This window comes from Gilliamella sp. wkB178 (assembly GCF_001690705.1).
Taxonomy (GTDB): domain Bacteria; phylum Pseudomonadota; class Gammaproteobacteria; order Enterobacterales; family Orbaceae; genus Gilliamella; species Gilliamella apicola_K.
In genome coordinates, this window is record NZ_LZGK01000011.1 from 560,917 (window position 1) to 579,789 (window position 18,873).

The 18,873-nt window shown below is 36.2% G+C and carries 20 protein-coding genes; 7 read left to right on the forward strand and 13 right to left on the reverse strand.

Annotated features, from left to right (window positions below; genetic code table 11):
- Positions 1-21: 21 nt before the first annotated feature.
- Complete coding sequence (asmA, locus tag A9G13_RS04120; RefSeq protein WP_065556330.1) at positions 22-1,911, forward strand: outer membrane assembly protein AsmA; 1,890 nt, start codon at positions 22-24, stop codon at positions 1,909-1,911.
- 62 nt (positions 1,912-1,973) lie between these two features.
- Here asmA and hslU read toward each other — a convergent pair whose 3' ends face one another.
- The 11 genes from hslU to sucC all read right to left on the reverse strand — a co-directional run bounded on the left by hslU (position 1,974) and on the right by sucC (position 11,858).
- A complete protein-coding gene (hslU, locus tag A9G13_RS04125; RefSeq protein ID WP_065556331.1) occupies positions 1,974-3,302 on the reverse strand; it encodes an HslU--HslV peptidase ATPase subunit in 1,329 nt (442 codons plus the stop codon).
- Positions 3,303-3,327: 25 nt separating this feature from the next.
- Positions 3,328-3,855, reverse strand: coding sequence for an ATP-dependent protease subunit HslV (gene hslV / locus A9G13_RS04130; protein ID WP_065556332.1), 528 nt, complete (start codon positions 3,853-3,855; stop codon positions 3,328-3,330).
- Between the two features lie 155 nt (positions 3,856-4,010).
- A complete protein-coding gene (gene tolA / locus A9G13_RS04135; RefSeq protein ID WP_065556390.1) occupies positions 4,011-5,135 on the reverse strand; it encodes a cell envelope integrity protein TolA in 1,125 nt (374 codons plus the stop codon).
- Between the two features lie 32 nt (positions 5,136-5,167).
- Complete coding sequence (gene tolR, locus A9G13_RS04140; RefSeq protein ID WP_065556333.1) at positions 5,168-5,587, reverse strand: colicin uptake protein TolR; 420 nt, start codon at positions 5,585-5,587, stop codon at positions 5,168-5,170.
- A gap of 2 nt (positions 5,588-5,589) precedes the next feature.
- Entirely contained in the window at positions 5,590-6,261 is a 672-nt protein-coding gene (tolQ, locus tag A9G13_RS04145; protein ID WP_218059149.1) for a protein TolQ, read from the reverse strand.
- Between the two features lie 9 nt (positions 6,262-6,270).
- Positions 6,271-6,666 carry a tol-pal system-associated acyl-CoA thioesterase gene (ybgC, locus tag A9G13_RS04150; RefSeq protein ID WP_065556335.1) on the reverse strand — a complete coding sequence of 132 codons (396 nt, stop codon included), beginning with the start codon at positions 6,664-6,666 and terminating at the stop codon, positions 6,271-6,273.
- Between the two features lie 180 nt (positions 6,667-6,846).
- The gene (locus tag A9G13_RS11325) at positions 6,847-6,957 is read right to left on the reverse strand and encodes a cytochrome bd oxidase small subunit, CydX/CbdX family (RefSeq protein WP_081301148.1); all 111 of its coding nucleotides are present in this window, start codon (positions 6,955-6,957) and stop codon (positions 6,847-6,849) included.
- Between the two features lie 9 nt (positions 6,958-6,966).
- Complete coding sequence (gene cydB, locus A9G13_RS04155; protein ID WP_065556336.1) at positions 6,967-8,103, reverse strand: cytochrome d ubiquinol oxidase subunit II; 1,137 nt, start codon at positions 8,101-8,103, stop codon at positions 6,967-6,969.
- A gap of 19 nt (positions 8,104-8,122) precedes the next feature.
- Positions 8,123-9,694, reverse strand: coding sequence for a cytochrome ubiquinol oxidase subunit I (locus A9G13_RS04160; RefSeq protein ID WP_065556337.1), 1,572 nt, complete (start codon positions 9,692-9,694; stop codon positions 8,123-8,125).
- 103 nt (positions 9,695-9,797) lie between these two features.
- Positions 9,798-10,667: a succinate--CoA ligase subunit alpha gene (sucD, locus tag A9G13_RS04165; RefSeq protein ID WP_065556338.1), complete on the reverse strand. Its 870-nt coding sequence runs from the start codon at positions 10,665-10,667 to the stop codon at positions 9,798-9,800.
- An 18-nt stretch (positions 10,668-10,685) separates the two neighbouring features.
- Positions 10,686-11,858 (reverse strand): ADP-forming succinate--CoA ligase subunit beta, encoded by a 1,173-nt coding sequence (sucC, locus tag A9G13_RS04170; protein ID WP_065556339.1) that lies wholly within the window; start codon positions 11,856-11,858, stop codon positions 10,686-10,688.
- Between the two features lie 177 nt (positions 11,859-12,035).
- Here sucC and fldA point away from each other — a divergent pair, with 177 nt between their 5' ends.
- The 5 genes from fldA to cls all read left to right on the forward strand — a co-directional run bounded on the left by fldA (position 12,036) and on the right by cls (position 15,683).
- Positions 12,036-12,548, forward strand: coding sequence for a flavodoxin FldA (gene fldA, locus A9G13_RS04175; RefSeq protein WP_065556340.1), 513 nt, complete (start codon positions 12,036-12,038; stop codon positions 12,546-12,548).
- Between the two features lie 97 nt (positions 12,549-12,645).
- Entirely contained in the window at positions 12,646-13,104 is a 459-nt protein-coding gene (gene fur, locus A9G13_RS04180) for a ferric iron uptake transcriptional regulator (protein ID WP_065556341.1), read from the forward strand.
- 69 nt (positions 13,105-13,173) lie between these two features.
- Entirely contained in the window at positions 13,174-13,719 is a 546-nt protein-coding gene (locus A9G13_RS04185) for an inner membrane-spanning protein YciB (protein WP_065556342.1), read from the forward strand.
- 30 nt (positions 13,720-13,749) lie between these two features.
- A complete protein-coding gene (gene yciA, locus A9G13_RS04190) occupies positions 13,750-14,214 on the forward strand; it encodes an acyl-CoA thioester hydrolase YciA (protein ID WP_065556343.1) in 465 nt (154 codons plus the stop codon).
- A gap of 5 nt (positions 14,215-14,219) precedes the next feature.
- Positions 14,220-15,683, forward strand: coding sequence for a cardiolipin synthase (gene cls / locus A9G13_RS04195; protein ID WP_065556344.1), 1,464 nt, complete (start codon positions 14,220-14,222; stop codon positions 15,681-15,683).
- Between the two features lie 45 nt (positions 15,684-15,728).
- Here the strand turns inward: cls and cpdA are convergent, their stop codons facing one another.
- Together cpdA and nudF are read right to left on the reverse strand one after the other, a co-directional pair.
- A complete protein-coding gene (gene cpdA, locus A9G13_RS04200) occupies positions 15,729-16,559 on the reverse strand; it encodes a 3',5'-cyclic-AMP phosphodiesterase (RefSeq protein ID WP_065556345.1) in 831 nt (276 codons plus the stop codon).
- 165 nt (positions 16,560-16,724) lie between these two features.
- Complete coding sequence (gene nudF, locus A9G13_RS04205; protein ID WP_065556346.1) at positions 16,725-17,354, reverse strand: ADP-ribose diphosphatase; 630 nt, start codon at positions 17,352-17,354, stop codon at positions 16,725-16,727.
- A gap of 143 nt (positions 17,355-17,497) precedes the next feature.
- Here nudF and tolC point away from each other — a divergent pair, with 143 nt between their 5' ends.
- The gene (gene tolC / locus A9G13_RS04210; RefSeq protein ID WP_065556347.1) at positions 17,498-18,850 is read left to right on the forward strand and encodes an outer membrane channel protein TolC; all 1,353 of its coding nucleotides are present in this window, start codon (positions 17,498-17,500) and stop codon (positions 18,848-18,850) included.
- The last annotated feature ends 23 nt before the right edge of the window (positions 18,851-18,873 follow it).

Genomic DNA, 18,873 nt, shown 5'->3' on the forward strand with positions numbered 1-18,873 from the left:
AACTTAATAAAGGAACATAAAATGTTCAAAAGAATATTGGTTACCTTCTTTATTCTAATTTTGATTATTGCTATTGCTATCGTTTCATTAATTGTTTTTGTTGATCCTAATAATTTTCGAGGCTTTATCTCCTCTACAGTCAAAGATAAAACTGGCTATGAATTAACCATTGAAGGCAATTTACGCTGGCATATTTGGCCGCAAGTAAGCATATTAAGTGATTCAGTAACACTGTCTAATAATGGTGCCCAAAAACCAATGTTAACGGCGGATAATATGCGGCTGGATGTAGAATTATTGCCTTTATTTTCCAAAAAACTTGCAATAAAAAATGTGTTTATTAAATCAGCTATTATTAATGTTACCAATGAAAGTAAAGGGCAAAACACTCAGTCGCAATTGCAAGTTCAGTCCCAAGCAACCACTACAACAAATCAAACTGCAAGAAATAAAGAATTACAAGATTCGTCTGATTGGACCAATAGTTTAAATAAATTCGAACTTACTGATAGTACTATTGTAATACAACATAATGACGATTTAATTAACTTTAGAAATCTTAATTTAGTAGTTAAACAAACTGCCAATAAAACTATTTCCGTTGATTTAAAAGGAAATGTTGATAGGAATCAACAGGATTTATTCTATTCAGTTCAAGCAAATGTTAATTTAGCTCAATTCCCTGAGCAAGCAATCATAGAAGTCAAAAACATTGACTACACCTACAAAGGCATTGGTGTACCTTTAGGTGAACTAAAAGGTAACCTAAGAGCTACTTTTGATTATCAACAAAGCCCACTCATATTGAAAAGTCAAAATTTGCTGTTTTCAGTTAATAATAATAATTTTAGCGGCATGCTCGTTGCCAATTTAGATAAAAAGCCTGAAATTGAATTACAGCTCAATGCCGATAAAATCGATATTACACCTTTTCTACAACCTAAAGGCACAACCAACGAAAACAATACCATTCAACAAACTGCACCGGTAGTATCCAGTGTTAATAATTCTAATAATGAACTGGGTGTTTTAAATACATTTAATGCTAAAGCCAATATTGACATCAAAGAATTAATTGCCAAGCAGATAACATTAAATAATATCAATTCTAGTTTAGTTAATAATGAAGGTATTACCACATTTAATAATATCAGTTTTGATTTTGCTAAAGGTAATGTTACAGCTACGGGAACTGCTAACGGCAAGCAAAAAAATACCCAAATAAAACTTAATACTAAAATTAATAACGTTGATCTTAATACCTTTTTCAAACAAATAGAGACACCAAATGATCTAGAAGGGGCATTCAACGCTACCGGAGAGTTGGAAACCAATACCCTTACACCTGCAAAACTAATAGAAAGTTTACGTGGTAATTTTGCTATTAATGTTACCAACGCTAAACTCATTAATATTAATATTCAAAATATTATCCAAGCAGCTGCTGCACAGTATACTAGGGATATAGCTACCCCTGAAAACCAAAAAAATTATACTGAATTTACTAAAATATTGGCTAATGGTTATTTGAATAATGGCAATATGCAATTAGATTCCTTAACTGCTAACTCTGAAACTCTCGATGTCATTGAAGGCTCGGGAAAAGTTGGTATGATTAAACAAGATTTAGATGTTAATTTAAGTTTAAAAATGTTAGGTGGTTGGCATGGTAAAAATGAGACCATTGCAAAACTTCAGCAATTAACCATTCCACTGCATATTTTTGGTAAATTTGCTAATCTTCACTATCAAATTGATATGGAAAAATTAATTAAGGATTTGCTGGAAAATAAACTGCAACAAAGTTTAGACAAGCTACGTAATAAACTTGAAAATCGTGATTCAAAAGACGATTCAAAATCTAAAAAACATAAAGCTGCAGATATTTTGGGTGGATTATTAATAAAATAACTTACCTTTAAATAAAAAAAGGTGAATTAATTTCACCTTTTTTATTGGTTATAACTAGTTAATTATAAGATAAATTTGCTAAGATCTTCGTCAGCAACCAGTTTATCTAAATGGTCACCAACATATTTAGCATCAATAGTAATAGTTTGACCACCAAGTTCACTAGCCTCAAACGATACTTCTTCCATTAAACGCTCTAGTACGGTATGCAATCTACGCGCACCAATATTTTCGTTTTGTTCATTAACTTGCCAAGCCGATTCAGCAATTTTGCGAATGCCATCTTGAGTAAAATCAATAGATACACCTTCAGTTGCCATAAGCGCTTTATATTGCACCGTAAGTGACGCATTAGGTTCCGTTAAAATGCGTTCAAAGTCTTCACTAGTTAATGCTTGTAATTCAACACGAATCGGTAAACGCCCTTGAAGTTCAGGAATCAAATCAGAAGGACTCGCGGTTTGGAAAGCCCCTGATGCAATAAATAAAATATGATCGGTTTTTACTGAACCATGTTTAGTTGAAACCGTACAACCTTCAACTAAAGGCAATAGATCTCGTTGTACACCTTCACGAGAAACATCTGGTCCAGATGAATTACCTCGTTTACAAACTTTATCGATTTCGTCGATGAATACAATGCCATTTTGTTCAACCGCTTCGATGGCCTCATGTTTAAGGTCATCAGGATTGACTAATTTGGCTGCTTCTTCTTCAATCAATTGTTTTAAAGCATCTTTAATTTTCATCTTACGTGGTTTACTTTTTTGCCCACCAAGATTTTGAAACATAGATTGCAATTGATTGGTCATTTCTTCCATACCTGGAGGAGCCATAATTTCGACACCAATGTTCACACCAGCTAATTCGATTTCAATTTCTTTTTCATCAAGCTCACCTTCGCGCAATTTTTTACGGAAAGCTTGTCTAGCAGTAGAATCAGAATTATTTTCTACTTGCCCCCAACCATCTTTAGCCGGTGGTACCAGTACGTCTAAAATACGATCTTCTGCAAGCTCTTCAGCACGATTCCGATTTTTCTCAATGGCTTCTTGACGAATCATTTTTACCGCTGAATCAGTTAGATCGCGAATAATTGAATCAACTTCTTTACCAACATAACCGACTTCGGTAAATTTAGTTGCTTCTACTTTTATAAATGGTGCATGCGCTAATTTTGCTAAACGTCTGGCTATTTCAGTCTTACCTACACCAGTAGGACCAATCATAAGTATATTTTTAGGTGTTACTTCATGGCGTAACGCTTCATCCAATTGCATACGGCGCCAACGATTACGTAGTGCTATTGCAACAGATCGTTTTGCTTTTTCTTGACCAATAATATGTTGGTTTAATTCGCTGACAATTTCGCGAGGAGTCATTTCAGACATATATATATTCTCTTACTCGGATTAATTAATAATTTAGTTCTTCGATAGTTTGGAAGTTATTGGTATATACACAAATATCACCCGCAATCGACAACGATTTCTGGACAATATCATGAGCAGATAATGAGGTATTATCTAGCAATGCTCTTGCTGCTGCTTGAGCATAAGGACCACCAGAACCAATGGCAATTAAATCATCTTCTGGTTGAATAACATCCCCTGTTCCCGTAATAATCAAAGATGCACTTTCATCGGCAACTGCAAGTAAGGCTTCTAATTTACGTAACATTCTATCGGTACGCCAATCTTTAGCTAATTCTACCGCCGATTTGGTTAAATGACCTTGATGCATTTCTAATTTACGTTCAAAAAGTTCAAAAAGTGTAAAAGCATCTGCCGTACCGCCGGCAAAGCCTGCAATTACTTTATTATTATATAAACGACGGACTTTACGCGCATTACCTTTCATTATAATGCGTTCCCCAAGAGTAACCTGACCATCACCACCAATAACAACTTGTCCTTCACGACGAACACTGACAATTGTTGTCATATTCTGCTCCTTCTCTTACTTAAATAACTTTGTTTAGAATGATTAAGGGATATATTGGGACGATTAATCCATTTTCAACATCTTTTAGATAAAGATGTTGTAGATTTATATTTAAATAGGATCTTCTCAGTCAAGAATGGCTTATTTTACTGTTATTATTTAGGTTGGAAGTCAATAATCATGGTTTTCACATCATTATAAAGAGTGCTAGATGGCTTTGGAATAACAGCTAATTTAGTCGCAGCAAGTGCTTCACGACATAACGCATCATCTCCACCTTCAGCAGCCACATTGAGTAATAATCCATCCGGTGCGATTTGAATTCTTAATACACAATTGCGACCACTATACATTTTATTTGGATTAATAAACTTATTACTTATTGCGTTTTGCACCAAGGATTTATATTTATCTAATTCACCATTAGAAACCCCTTTGCGTGAAGCAGTTGTGCCTTGAGTTGGTGCCCCTGAAGAAGTAAGTCCACCTAAAAGATCATTAATCGCTTTATCATTTTTAGCTGCTGCGGCGGCGGCTTTTTGTTTAGCAGCCTTATCTGCAGCGGCTTTTTCTGCCGCTGCCTTATCTGCTGCCGCTTTCTCTGCAGCGGCTTTTTCTGCCGCTGCCTTTTCTGCTGCGGCTTTTTCAGCTGCTGCCTTTTCTGCTGCCGCTTTTTCAGCGGCTGCCTTTTCTGCTGCTGCTTTTTCTGCTGCCGCCTTTTCTGCAGCGGCTTTTTCAGCTGCTGCCTTTTCTGCTGCAGCTTTTTCAGCGGCTGCCTTTTCTGCTGCTGCTTTCTCTGCAGCGGCTTTTTCAGCTGCTGCCTTTTCTGCTGCCGCTTTCTCTGCAGCGGCTTTTTCAGCGGCTGCCTTTTCTGCTGCTGCTTTTTCTACTGCCGCTTTTTCAGCGGCTGCCTTTTCTGCTGCCGCTTGTTCTTGTTTTTGTTGCTCGGCAGCTTTTAATCTTTCTTTTTCAATTTCTTTAAGACGTTGCTGTTCAGCTAATTGTTTTTCTTGTAATTCTTTAGCTTGATTATCTAACTGTTGTTGTCTTTGCTGCTCAGCTTTTTGCTGGCTCATTTGATTTTGTAATTGCCTTTGATATTGTTCGGTCATAACAGAAGGATCAACCATGATGGCATCAATAGATTGTCCATTGATATCGCCATAGCTAGAATCGCTATCTTGAAGAGCCCTATAACCTAATATAAAAATTAATATTGCATGCAAAATAACAGATATCAGGATTGGTATATTTAATTTTGAATTTCGCTTATAAAACATTGCTGACATTTTTAATATAGTGTTATGATTAATTAAATCGGTTGAGTCATCAAACCAACAGATTTAACTCCGGCAGATTGTAATAAATTTAACGCCTTTATAATCTCTTCATAAGGAACATTTTTAGCTCCGCCAACTAAAAAAACAGCCTTTTCATTTAGTGACATTTGCTGCTTAACTTCAGCAACAATTTGTTCCTGAGGTAAATTGGATTGACGATCTTGATCAATAATCAATGCATACACACCAACATCGGAAACTTCGATAATGATCGGTTTATTATCCGAAGGAGAAACTGTTTTCGATTCTGTAGATTCTGGAAGATCAACTTCAACACTTTGACTTATAATTGGTGCTGTGGCCATAAAAATAAGCACTAGCACTAATAGCACATCCAATAAAGGAACTATATTAATTTCAGATTTGGTTGAATAACGTGAACGCTTACTCATAATTATTTCCTAACAGCAACTGCTTGACGTTGTAAAATAGCAGAAAACTCATCAATAAAGTTAAAATAGTTTTGTTCTATTCTACTAACTTTTAACGATAAACGATTAAATGCTAACACCGCAGGGATTGCAGCAAACAAACCGATGGCGGTGGCAATTAGTGCTTCGGCAATACCCGGTGCAACCATTTGTAAAGTTGCTTGTTTCACCGCACCAAGGGAAATGAACGCATGCATAATCCCCCATACAGTACCAAATAAACCAATATATGGACTGATTGATCCAACTGTACCTAAAAATGGAATATGCAATTCTAAATTGTCCAACTCACGATTCATTGCTAAACGCATTGAACGAGAAGCCCCATCTAAAGCAGCTTCCGGCATATTAGGATTAATTTGGTATAAGCGAGTAAACTCTTTAAAACCTGAATAAAAAATATGTTCAGTGCCAGTAATTTCTTCTTTATTAAATCTGGCTTTATCAAACAAAGCATTCAATTCATCAGCAGCCCAAAAGCTATTATCAAATTGTTCAATTTGTTTTTTAGCTTGCCCAAGAATTTTAGTGCGTTGGAAGATAATAGCCCAAGACATCACAGAAAAGCTAAGTAACAATAACATAACACCTTGCACTAACAAACCTGCATGCAAAAATAGATCAATAATATTCAGATTTTCCACTTATATAAACTCCAAAACTAATAAATCTGGAAGCCCACATGGCTTCATTTTTTTTATATCAACACAAGCAATAATTACATCAGCAGTACTAATCAGTTGCTTATTTTGATTAAATATAGACTGCTTAAAAATAATAGATGCTTTACGAATTTGTTCAACTCTACTGCTAATATTTAGCATGTCATCTAAACGAGCTGGAAAGAGGTAGCTAATATCCATCTTTTTAACAACAAAAGCAATACCTTCTTGCAATAACTTTTGTTGACTTATATCAAGTTGCCTTAATATTTCTGTTCTAGCACGTTCATAAAAAGCAAGGTATCTAGCATGGTAAACCACACCACCGGCATCGGTATCTTCATAATAAACCCTTGCATTCCAATTGAATTCTTTCATATGAAAATTTCACACTCGATAAAATTAATGCGTCATTATATCTGAATATAAAATTTGCTGCACTATGATATAAAAATAGTTAAATGTAAACAATTATCATTTATAACTTATTCAAATTTAATATTAACTAAAATTAAAAAGGTGACCTTTGCCACCTTTTAGATTATATATTTTTATTTATTACTTATTCTGAGATTCTTGATCACCGTTGGTATGTTCAATCCATAGTCCGGTTACGACGGCCAACATACTTGCCGCAAGAACACCTACAAACCATAAAATATAATACATAATTATTCCTTAATAGAGTGAATGTTTATTGTTCTCAATATGATTTTTATCAAGTCGTCCAAACATTTTAATGTAAGCCCAAATTGTATAAAAAAGAACAATTGGTAAAAATATGACAACTACACCAAACATAATATTAAGTGTTAATTGGCTAGACGAAGCATCCCATATGGTCAAACTAGCATTAGGCATAATGCTTGATGGCATAATGAATGGGAAAGTTGCAATACCATAAGTAAATAGCACACATGCAATCGTCAAGCTTGATAAAATAAACACCAATCCATTTTTATTTAGACCAGAGCAAATAATAGTTAATAATGGTAATACAATACCTAAAATAGGTACCGCCCATAAAATAGGATGATTCATATAATTAGTTAACCATGAAACATCCGTAGAAACAGTTTTATTTAGTGGGTTTGAGACACCATTATAATCAATAACACTAGTTATTTCATAACCATGAAGACCAAAAGTTACCCACACCCCTGCTAGTACAAAAGCCACAATCATAATTAAATTAGCAAGTTGTGTTGCTTTTCTAGCCCGTAAATAAAGTTCACCCGAGGTTTTCATTTGTAACCATGCACCACCATGAGCAACAAATAACATTAAGCTTACAACCCCAACCAATATGGCAAACGGATTAAGCAAACCAAAGAAGTTACCATCGTAAAACACCCGATAAGAGTTATCAAATCTAAATGGAACTCCTTCTAACAAATTACCAAATGCAACACCAAAAACTAAGGCTGGCACAAAACTACCTATAAAAATCCCCGCGTCCCACAAATTACGCCATTTAGAATTTTCAAGTTTACTACGATAATCAAAACCAATCGGTCTAAAAAACAAGGCACATAACACTAAAATCATGGCAATATAAAAACCTGAAAATGAGGTTGCATATGCCATTGGCCAAGCTGCAAAAATACCTGCTCCACCTGTGATTAACCAAACTTGGTTACCATCCCAATGAGGTGCAATCGCATTAATCATAATCCGACGTTCAGTATCGGTTTTGCCAATAAGTGGTAATAAAATTCCCACGCCCATATCAAAGCCATCTGTGACAACAAAAGCGATTAAAACCACGCTAATCAATATCCACCAGATAACGCGTACAATTTCGTAATTAATCATTGTGTATACTCCCAATGTCCTATTCTGTTACCGGTTGAGTTTTTTCATAATAATAGTTGCCAGTACCTAACGAGCTTGGACCTAAACGTGCAAACTTAAACATTAAGAACATTTCAGCAATTAAGAATAGCGTGTACAGGCCACAAATAAGAATCATGGTAAACAACACTTCACCTGCTGTTAAAGACGAATTCGCTATACCTGTTGGTAAAATATCCTGAATAGCCCATGGTTGTCGACCATATTCAGCAACAAACCAACCACTTTCACATGCTAGCCATGGGAATGGTAAGAAGAGAACTAACAAACGATATAACCAACGTTTTTGACCAATTCTATTTTTATAAGTTGTCCATAAAGCAATTCCTGTACCTAGAATCATCAAACAACCTAAACCAACCATTATTCTAAACGCCCAAAATAGTGGCCAAACCGCAGGAATTGAATCTTCCGCCGCTGCTTTAATATGTGCTTCGGTAGCTTGAGGAATGGTAACATTATCACGATCAGTAAAGCGTTTAACCAAGTAGCCATAACCTAAATCTGCTTTATTAGCTTCAAAAGCTTTGATTATTTCAGGATCCTGCTCACCTTTTTGGATTTTTTCTAAATTGGAGTAAGCTAAAATCCCATTACGAATTTTGGTTTCATTATTGCTTAAAATATCTTTTAAACCGGTTACTTGCGTATCAAATGATCGTGTAGTCATGATTCCCATTACATAAGGGATCTCAATGGCAAATAAGTTTTCTTTATTTTTTTGTGATGGGAATGCAATAACATTAAAAGATGCAGGTGCCGGGTGAGTATCCCACTCAGCTTCAATTGCCGCAAGTTTAGTCGGTTGCACAGTGGTCATTTCATGACCAGCTTCATCACCCATAAGTGCCACTACAATCGACATTACAAAACCAAACATAGCGGCTACAGCAAAAGAACGTTTAGCAAAAGCTACATCACGTTTTTTAAGTAGATAATAAGAACTAATACTCAAAACAAAAATGGCACCAGTTAAATAGCCTGCAGCAACAGTGTGAACAAACTTATATTGAGCAACCGTATTGGTGATCAAATCAAAGAAGCTTGCCATTTCCATACGAGAGTTAATAGGATTAAAATCAGAACCAACTGGAAATTGCATCCAACCATTGGCTACCAAAATCCAAAGTGCAGATAAATTAGAACCAAACGCCACACACCAAGTAGTCAGTAAGTGTTTACCACGACTCATTCTATCCCAACCAAAGAAGAATAATCCCACCATAGTTGATTCTAGGAAAAATGCCATTAAACCTTCAATAGCTAGTGGTGCACCAAAAATATCACCTACATAGTGCGAATAATAAGACCAGTTAGTTCCGAATTGAAACTCCATGGTTAAGCCTGTAGCAACACCAACTGCAAAGTTAATACCAAACAGTTTGCCCCAGAACTTAGTCATATCTTTCCAAACTTGCTTACCACTCACAACATATACAGTTTCCATAATTGCTAACATAAACGCTAAACCTAGCGTTAATGGCACAAAAATGAAGTGATACATTGCAGTAAGTGCAAATTGGAGTCTAGATAGTTCTACTAAATCTAACATATTTGCTCCCTATTCCTTAAATGCCCACAAAATTTATAACGTTATTATTTGTTATTCTACACTAATAAATCAAGAATAAAAGTTGATATATGTCAAAAAAATGTTAATTAAATTGTTTTTTTACAACCTCTCCAATATCAGCAAGACTATTAACGACAATTATACCGGCTGATTGTAATACTTTGGTTTTTTCTTTGGCGGTGCCTTTACTACCCGATATAATCGCACCGGCATGCCCCATGCGTTTGCCTGCAGGAGCTGACACTCCGGCAATATAACCAATAACCGGTTTAGTAACATGTTGTTTAATATAAGCGGCAGCCTCTTCTTCAGCTGTACCACCAATTTCACCGATCATTACAATAGCTTTGGTTTTGGGGTCATTTTCTAACAATTCCAAAATAGTAATAAAATCGCTACCAGGAATAGGATCACCACCAATACCCACGCACACCGATTGACCAAGCCCAATATCAGTAGTTTGTTTTACGGCTTCATAAGTTAAAGTACCAGAACGTGAAATTATGCCTATTTTACCCGGCAAATGAATATGACCAGGCATAATTCCGATCTTACATTCATTTGGCACAATAATACCCGGGCAATTAGGTCCTATCATTATTACATCGTTCTGTTTCAATTTTTCTTTAACAATTAGCATATCTAAAGTTGGAATACCTTCAGTTATACAAACTATCAATTTAATTCCTGCTGCAATCGCTTCCAAAATAGAATCTTTACCAAATGCGGCCGGCACATAAATTACACTGGCTGTAGCTTTTGTTGCTTCAACCGCTTCTTTAACGGTATTAAATACCGGTAAACCTAAATGCGTGGTACCACCTTTTCCAGGTGTTACACCACCTACTAATTTGGTGCCATATGCCAGTGCTTGTTCAGAATGGAAAGTCCCTTGGCTGCCTGTAAAACCTTGACAAATAACTTTGGTTTCTTTATTAACTAATATCGACATAATCAACCTTTTCCTAAATTAGAGTGCCAACGCAACGATTTGTTGTGCTGCACCAGTTAAACTTTCGGCACTAATCACATTTAATTTACTTTCAGCTAAAATTTTTCGTGCTAACTCGGCATTATTCCCTTCCAAGCGGACCACAACAGGAACCGCCATACCAATTTCTTTAATCGCAGTAATTATCCCTTCAGCAATAAGATCGCAACGAACAATACCACCAAAAATATTAACTAAAATTGCTTTAACATTTTTATCCGATAAAATTAATTTAAACGCCTCACAAACTCGTTCTTTAGTGGTACCACCACCGACATCTAAAAAGTTAGCCGGATCACCGCCATACAGTTTAATAATATCCATGGTAGCCATGGCTAAACCGGCACCATTAACCATACAACCAATATTGCCACCTAAAGATACATAACTTATCCCTTGTTTAGCGGCAATAGATTCACGTTCATCTTCTTGAGTGGTGTCGCGTAAAATATTTAATTTTGGATGCCTAAATAAAGCGTTATCATCTAAAACAATCTTAGCGTCTAAGCAAATAAGTTCTTCTTTATCAGTAATAACCAATGGATTGACTTCGGCCAATGAAACATCATTGTCTAAAAAAAGGTTGGCGAAATTGACAAATAATTTTGCAAATTGATTGATTAATTTACCGGTTAAACCTAATTTAAAAGCCAATTCACGGCCTTGGTATGCACAAGGACCGGTTAATGGATCTAAGGCTATCTTATGGATTAAATGTGGAGACTTTTCAGCAACGGTTTCAATTTCCATGCCGCCTTCAGTGGACACCATAACCACCACGCGCTTACTACTACGATCAACAACCGCCCCTAAATACAACTCTTTATGAATATTGGAAGCTTTTTCAATTAAGATTTTATTAACCGGTTGCCCTACAGCCGTAGTTTGATAAGTTACCAAATTTTGACCAAACCACTTTTCAGCAAATAGTTTTACTTCGTTGAGATCTTGAGTACAAATCACGCCACCCGCTTTGCCCCTACCGCCGGCATGAACTTGGCATTTTGCTACCCATTTACCTAAATAGGTCTGGGAAGATAACTCAGCTAAGACATCTTGTATTTCATCGATAGAATTACAAACATAGCCTTCCGGAACAGGTAAATCATATGCTTTAAACAGGTTTTTAGATTGATATTCATGCAGGTTCATAAGGAAATTCCACAACTTAAGTTGATTAAAAACTGGCACAATTCTAATGCAAGATAAGTAAATTGTGTAGTAAATAATATATCATGTTTCATGTAATTGAGAATTATTGCTGATAATAAGTGACAATGATATACTCAAGCAATATTTTAATAAGGTAACAATAGTAAAGGAACTAATATGGCACAAGTTGGCATTTTTTTTGGTAGTGACACTGGTAATACAGAAAATGTAGCTAAACAAATCCAAAATATTTTAGGTAATGATAAAGCCGATCTTTATGATATAGCTAAAAGCACTAAAGAACAGATAGAACAATATGAGTATCTGTTTTTCGGCATCCCGACTTGGTATTATGGTGAATCTCAATGTGACTGGGACGACTTCTTTCCAAATCTAGAACAAATAGATTTCAAAGGCAAAACTGTAGCTATTTTTGGTTGTGGTGATCAAGAAGATTATGCCGAATATTTTTGTGACGCCATGGGCACCTTACGCGATATTATTCAACCGAAAGGCGCTAAAATCGTCGGCAATTGGCCAACCGAAGGTTATCACTTTGAAGCTTCTAAAAGCCTAGTTGACGATTCCCATTTTGTAGGTCTGGCTATTGATGAAGATCGCCAACCGGAATTAACCCAAGAACGCATTAATAATTGGGTACAACAGGTTAAAAGTGAAATGAATATATAATCTATTGAAATGATTTCTTTTATTTTCCTCATATAGTTTCTATAATAGAAAAACTAAAAAATATTAGAAACGTAAACTACACAAATTGGGATGTAATATGACAAATCATGATAGAGACAATAATGCCGCATTAAAAAATGCCGGTTTAAAGGTTACGTTACCACGATTAAAAATTTTAGAATTATTACGTGACCCAACGTGTCAACATATTTCGGTTGAAGATCTTTACAAAAAACTACTGGATATGGGTGAAGAAATTGGGTTAGCAACTGTATATCGAGTTTTAAATCAATTTGATGACGCCGGCATTGTTACTCGTCATAACTTTGAAGGCGGTAGATCAGTATTTGAACTGGCTACTCAAAAGCATCATGACCATTTAATTTGTTTAGATTGTGGTGAAGTATTTGAATTTCGGGATGAAATCATCAACCGTAGACAAAAAGAAATTGCGGAGCAATATGGTGTTAAATTAACTTATCATAGCCTGTATCTTTATGGTCATTGCCATGCAGGTAATTGTAAAGAACATCCGGAACTGCATACCAAAAAATAAGCCTATTTCTATAGGCTTATTATTTATTGAAAATATCAATAATTTATAGGGTTATTAGGTTAATAATTAATGAAACAACTTTTGAATTTTATTCCACTTATCTTCTTTTTTGTTTTTCTATCCATATATGATATTTTTGCTGGTGTGCAAGCATTAATGATCAGTGCCACGGTTTCATTTATTATCCTGCTAATCATCTACCGTAAAATAGATAAAATAGAATTAATTTCCTATCTTATGATCATTGTATTTGGTGGCTTTACGCTGTATACCCGGGAACCTAATATAATCAAATGGAAAGTTACCATTATTAACTTTGCTTTTGCGGCAGCATTGTTAGTCAGTCAGTTTATGTTCAAAAAAAACCTACTGCAAACCATGTTAGGTAAAGAAATTCAACTAAACCCTATTGTTTGGAATAAACTCAATTTGTTATGGATCAGCTTCTTTATGTGCTGTGGCATAGTAAGTTTAGCTGCAACTTACTACACCTCTGACGACTTTTTTTGGAAATTCAAAGTTTTTATTTTACCTGGTGCCTCATTATTATTATCCTTAATATCAGGAATTTATATTTATAAAAACATGCATAAAAGTGCTAATGAGAGCAACTAATATCACAGTAATCGGCGGAGTATTCTATTTATGAAACAACCAGACACAACTGCAACTCCTAAAGGGCAATTAGTATTAAGAACACTCGCTATGCCAGCAGACACCAACCCACATGGGCATATTTTTGGTGGCTGGATCATGTCACAAATGGATCTTGCCGGTGGCATACTAGCTAAAGAAATAGCCAAAAAACGAGTGGTTACTGTCAATGCTAGTAGCATTACCTTCCACAAACCAGCTATGGTGGGCGATGTTGTTTGCTGTTATGCTCATTGCCTTAAAACCGGCACCACATCAATTACTATTGGCATCGAAGTTTGGATTAAAAAGATAACTGACACTGACGAAGTCTGTCAGCGATTCTGTATAACTGATGCCACCTTTACCTATGTAGCAGTGGATAAAGATAACACGCCCAAACCATTGCCGGAAGCATTTCAACATTATGATTGCCATGTTGATCCTATTAGTAAATTAAATCTAAGCAATTGTTAATCGATATGCAATTTACCTCATTCCATGCATTAATCAGTTCACTAATATTCCTTTGTTATTGGTTGATCATTGTTGCCACCACATTACGCATTGTCTTTAAACGCCGGCCAACAACTTACGTGATTGCTTGGATGCTGGTTATCTATATCCTACCGCTAGTTGGGGTAATTCTCTATTTTGCATTAGGGGAAGCTCATTTAGGGCAGCAACGCGTTAAACGCGCCCAAAAAATGCGCCCCACTATTACCAAATTTATCAATAAATTAAGTGTATTTCAGGACATATTCACCGACAAAGTTAGTCAAGTTAGCAAACCTATTTTCCAACTGTGCAAACACCAAACCGGGCTTGATGGCATTAAAGGTAACCACATTGAACTGCTTAGTAATACAGACGCCATTTTTGATCGCCTAATCGCCGACATCAATCAAGCCACATCTAATATCGAAATGGTATTTTACATATGGAATAAAGGTGGCCGAGCTGACGAAGTTGAAGAAGCCCTAATCCAAGCCAGCAAACGTGGGGTAACTTGCCGTTTAATGCTTGATTCGGCTGGTAGCCGGAATTTTATCAGATCAAATGCTAGCAAAAAAATGCGGGATGCTGGCATAACCGTTATCGAAGTCTTAAAAGTCAACTTATTTCGCTTCATGTTTAGGCGGCTTGATCTGCGGCAACACCGCAAAGTAGCTATTATTGACAACTATATATCTTACACTGGCAGCATGAATATTGTTGATCCACGCTTCTTTAAACAAAATAAACATGTAGGTGAATGGGTCGATGTCATGGTGAGAATGAGTGGTCCGGTAACAACACTAATGGGCGCCATTTATACCAGTGACTGGGAGCTGGAAACCGGTGATTATTTAGCCTTGCCACAAATTACCGATTTTGCTGAACAGCCGGAAGAAAAAAAACACATCATGCAACTCATTGCTTCCGGGCCAGGTTATACAGAAAACATGATCCATCAGGTGCTGTTAACCGCGATTTATGCCGCCCAAGAGCAAATTATTTTCACCACCCCTTACCTAGTCCCTAGTGATGACATTTTACATGCTGTTTGTACTGCCGCCCAACGAGGGGTTGAAGTAATTATTATTGTTCCGAAAAAGAATGACTCGTTAATGGTCAAATGGGCAAGCCGGGCTTTCTTTTCGGAATTATTAGAGGGCGGGGTCAAGCTTTACCAATTTAATGATAATTTATTACATACCAAAAGTGTCTTAATTGATAAGCAACTGAGTCTGGTTGGTACCGTCAATTTAGACATGCGCAGTTTATGGCTAAATTTTGAAATTACTACGGTAATTGATGACGCAGAATTTGCTCGATCATTAGCAATCCTTTTACAAACTTACTTAAACAATTCCGATATAGTTAATATTGAGGAATGGGAAAAGCGCCCGATCTGGCAACACGTTGTTGAAAGGTTATTTTACTTCTTTGCACCACTTTTATAGTAAAATCAAAACAATAGCAATCAATGCAGCCAGTTATTATTAACTTTAATAACCATTTTTAGACAAATCTGGCAAAAATCGATTATTATTAATTCGATAAACTTGTGAACTCAGTGAACCATCTTGATTTAGACTAATTTCTCTCCAGCCAGGGGCATCTTGATCCGATACCTGAAAATTATAGCACCCAGGTTTAAACTGCACACAAGTAGACGGCGTAGAAAACGCCTTACAATTATGCCATATTTGCTCTTGTTGCTGGTGAATATGCCCCCAACCTAAGCCTTTAATCATAGAATTATTCTTAATAATCAGCTCTAAATCGGCATTATTTTTTAGAATATGCTGATCTAACCAATGGCAACTTGATGAAATGGGGTGATGGTGTAAAAACACCATGGCCGCCCTATCGGGATGACTGGTTAAGGCATTTTGTAAAAACATGAGTTCGGACTCAGGCAACACCCCATAAGCTTGGCCAACGACTTGGCTATTTAATAACACAATCAGCCATTTATCACCCAATAACACCACCTTATTGGCTGCAAGTTGATAATCATTAAACACCTCTTGCATATAAGGGTAAACATCATGATTACCAGCCAGCCACACACAAGGCACAGCCAATGTTTTTATTTCCTCGGCAAACCGTTGATAAGCTCGTTTAGAACCATCTTGGACAAAATCGCCCGTAGCCACAATTAAATCGTAATGCCTTTTCTGGTGCTTAATTTCATCAATAACGGCTAAAAAACTAGCATTCGAGTTAACGCCCAATAATGAGTCACTATCATCAGCAAAAAGATGAGAATCAGTAATATGCAGTATTTTTCCGCAATTTGCATCCTGAATCGGCAACTGTAATAGTGACTCCAAAATTCACCTCATTAACGCATTAGTCATATCATTATTGTTAATAACAATAGCAACAATAATAATGGAAAGTTTTAATTATTTTTATTATAAATCCTAAAGTTATAATAAAGTGTAAAGTAAATCACATTTTTACGAAATAAATAATTTAATTGCTGAATTAATTCACTATTGCCATTGTTTTTTTAACGACATATGGTTCAGTTGCAACCATTGCAGAGCAATAATAGAAGCGGCATTATTGATTACCCCATTTTCAACCCATTGGTAAGCTTGCTCGCGGCTAACTACATGCACTTGAATATCTTCGTTTTCTTCCGCCAAGCCATGCACACCTTTGGCAGTGGTGGAATCAACCTCACCAACTAAAATATGCAATTTTTCGGTCAAACCACCCGGCGACGCCAAATAACTAATAATCGGTTTACAGCGACCAATAGTTATCCCTGCTTCTTCAAACGCCTCACGTTTAGCAACTTCTTCGCAAGATTCATTGCCATGATCCATCATCCCGGCAATTAATTCCAACATCCATGGGCTATCTTGAGTTTCAATCGCCGCAATGCGGATTTGTTCAATTAAAACCACTTGATCGCGTTTAACATCATAGGCTAACAACACCACTGCATGCCCACGTTCTAAAATTTCTCGGGTAACGACTTCGCTCTTAGTACCATCAAATTTACGATATTGAAACCGGTATTCCAACAGTGAAAAAAAACCGCGGTACAAACTTTTCTTAGTTAAATTAAACACATCTTTTTTGTCAAAAAGCACCGGACTATTTTTAATTTTCATACAGATTCTCGATTTTTAAGTCAAATTTTAATAAAAAGTGCGAATAGTATACAAAGTATGCTTTCTATATACTAATTATCTGCTAAAATTATGCAATTGAATTTACTAATAATATGTTTTATTGTTTTTTAAAGAGAAGATTAATGAAAAAAACTTTAACCTTTTTAATTGGCTTAGCTTTGAGCCAATCTGTTTTTGCTGAAAATTTGGTTCAAGTCTATGAACAAGCAAAAGAAACTAACCCCGATCTCCGTAGTTCATTAGCCGAAAAGGAAAAAGCCTATTCTGCAATTTCTGGTTCCCGAGCAAGTTTATTACCGCAAGTGGGCTTAAGTGCCTCTTATGGTGTTGCCCATGGGCGCCGAGATACCAGTGGTCAAAAAAATAAAAGTGGCAATTTATACCAAGTAACCTTATCCCAAAGTATTTTTGATTATTCCAACTGGAAAGCTCTGGACATAACCAAAAAACAAGCTAGTATTTCTGACATAGCCTACCAATACCAAGGGCAAACATTAATCTTAAATACCTCAGTAGCTTACTTTAATGTACTTAAAGCACTGGATGCACTAAGTTATATTGATGCACAAAAAAAAGCAATTTATCGTCAGTTGGAACAAACTCGCCAACAACACCAAGTTGGTTTAGTGGCAATTACCGATGTGCAAAATGCGCAAGCTAACTATGACCTTACTGTAGCGCAACAAGTTAATGCCTTAAATGACTTAAATAACGCCGTTGAAGATTTACGCCAAGTTAGTGGTCGTTTCTATTCAACCCTAGCCAGCATTAATACTAATACCTTTAAAACTGAAGCGCCAACGCAAATCAGTAACTTATTACAGCAATCGCAATCGTCAAACCTGAACCTATTAACTATGAGATTAAATCAGGAAATTGCGCGTGAGCAAATTAAACTAGCCCAAGCAGGGCATATGCCAACAGCCAGTTTGGATGCCTCTACTAATCTAAATAAAAATGACAACTATGGCAATTATTCCATGGCCAACAGTGCACGACGTAACGGCAAAACCTATTCAGGTGATAATAGAGTTGGCGTCAGTGTAAATATGCCAATTTTCTCTGGTGGCGCGACTGTGTCCAAAGTTGAGCAAGCTCAACATAACTTTGTTAGTTTTAGCGAAAAGGTAGAAAGCACTAACCGTAGTGTGGTGAATCAAGTGCGTTCATCTTATAACAATATTTCATCATCAATTAGTGCCATCAAAGCTTATCAACAAGCGGTAGTTTCGGCGCAAAGCTCATTAGAAGCAACTTCATCTGGTTATGAAGTGGGTACGCGTACAATTGTTGACGTGTTAAATGCCACCACCCAATTATATAGTGCCAAACGCGATCTATCTGATTCCAAATACAATTATCTAACTAGCTTAATACAGTTAAAATACTCAGTTGGTACCTTAACTGCTGATGATTTAGTCTTCCTAAATAATATGCTAGGTAAAGAAGTAAGCACCATAGCTACCATAAATTAACCAATTCAATAACTACATATAAC

Coding starts and splice junctions, on each gene's coding strand:
- A9G13_RS04160 (WP_065556337.1), bottom strand. CDS start 9,694: ATGTTAGATTTAGTAGAACTATCTAGACTCCAATTTGCACTTACTGCA.
- hslU (WP_065556331.1), bottom strand. CDS start 3,302: ATGTCTGAAATGACTCCTCGCGAAATTGTCAGCGAATTAAACCAACAT.
- cydB (WP_065556336.1), bottom strand. CDS start 8,103: ATGATTAATTACGAAATTGTACGCGTTATCTGGTGGATATTGATTAGC.
- asmA (WP_065556330.1), top strand. CDS start 22: ATGTTCAAAAGAATATTGGTTACCTTCTTTATTCTAATTTTGATTATT.
- fldA (WP_065556340.1), top strand. CDS start 12,036: ATGGCACAAGTTGGCATTTTTTTTGGTAGTGACACTGGTAATACAGAA.
- ybgC (WP_065556335.1), bottom strand. CDS start 6,666: ATGAAAGAATTCAATTGGAATGCAAGGGTTTATTATGAAGATACCGAT.
- sucD (WP_065556338.1), bottom strand. CDS start 10,667: ATGTCGATATTAGTTAATAAAGAAACCAAAGTTATTTGTCAAGGTTTT.
- tolC (WP_065556347.1), top strand. CDS start 17,498: ATGAAAAAAACTTTAACCTTTTTAATTGGCTTAGCTTTGAGCCAATCT.
- fur (WP_065556341.1), top strand. CDS start 12,646: ATGACAAATCATGATAGAGACAATAATGCCGCATTAAAAAATGCCGGT.
- tolA (WP_065556390.1), bottom strand. CDS start 5,135: ATGTTTTATAAGCGAAATTCAAAATTAAATATACCAATCCTGATATCT.
- A9G13_RS11325 (WP_081301148.1), bottom strand. CDS start 6,957: ATGTATTATATTTTATGGTTTGTAGGTGTTCTTGCGGCAAGTATGTTG.
- hslV (WP_065556332.1), bottom strand. CDS start 3,855: ATGACAACAATTGTCAGTGTTCGTCGTGAAGGACAAGTTGTTATTGGT.
- A9G13_RS04185 (WP_065556342.1), top strand. CDS start 13,174: ATGAAACAACTTTTGAATTTTATTCCACTTATCTTCTTTTTTGTTTTT.
- sucC (WP_065556339.1), bottom strand. CDS start 11,858: ATGAACCTGCATGAATATCAATCTAAAAACCTGTTTAAAGCATATGAT.
- cls (WP_065556344.1), top strand. CDS start 14,220: ATGCAATTTACCTCATTCCATGCATTAATCAGTTCACTAATATTCCTT.
- nudF (WP_065556346.1), bottom strand. CDS start 17,354: ATGAAAATTAAAAATAGTCCGGTGCTTTTTGACAAAAAAGATGTGTTT.
- tolR (WP_065556333.1), bottom strand. CDS start 5,587: ATGAGTAAGCGTTCACGTTATTCAACCAAATCTGAAATTAATATAGTT.
- yciA (WP_065556343.1), top strand. CDS start 13,750: ATGAAACAACCAGACACAACTGCAACTCCTAAAGGGCAATTAGTATTA.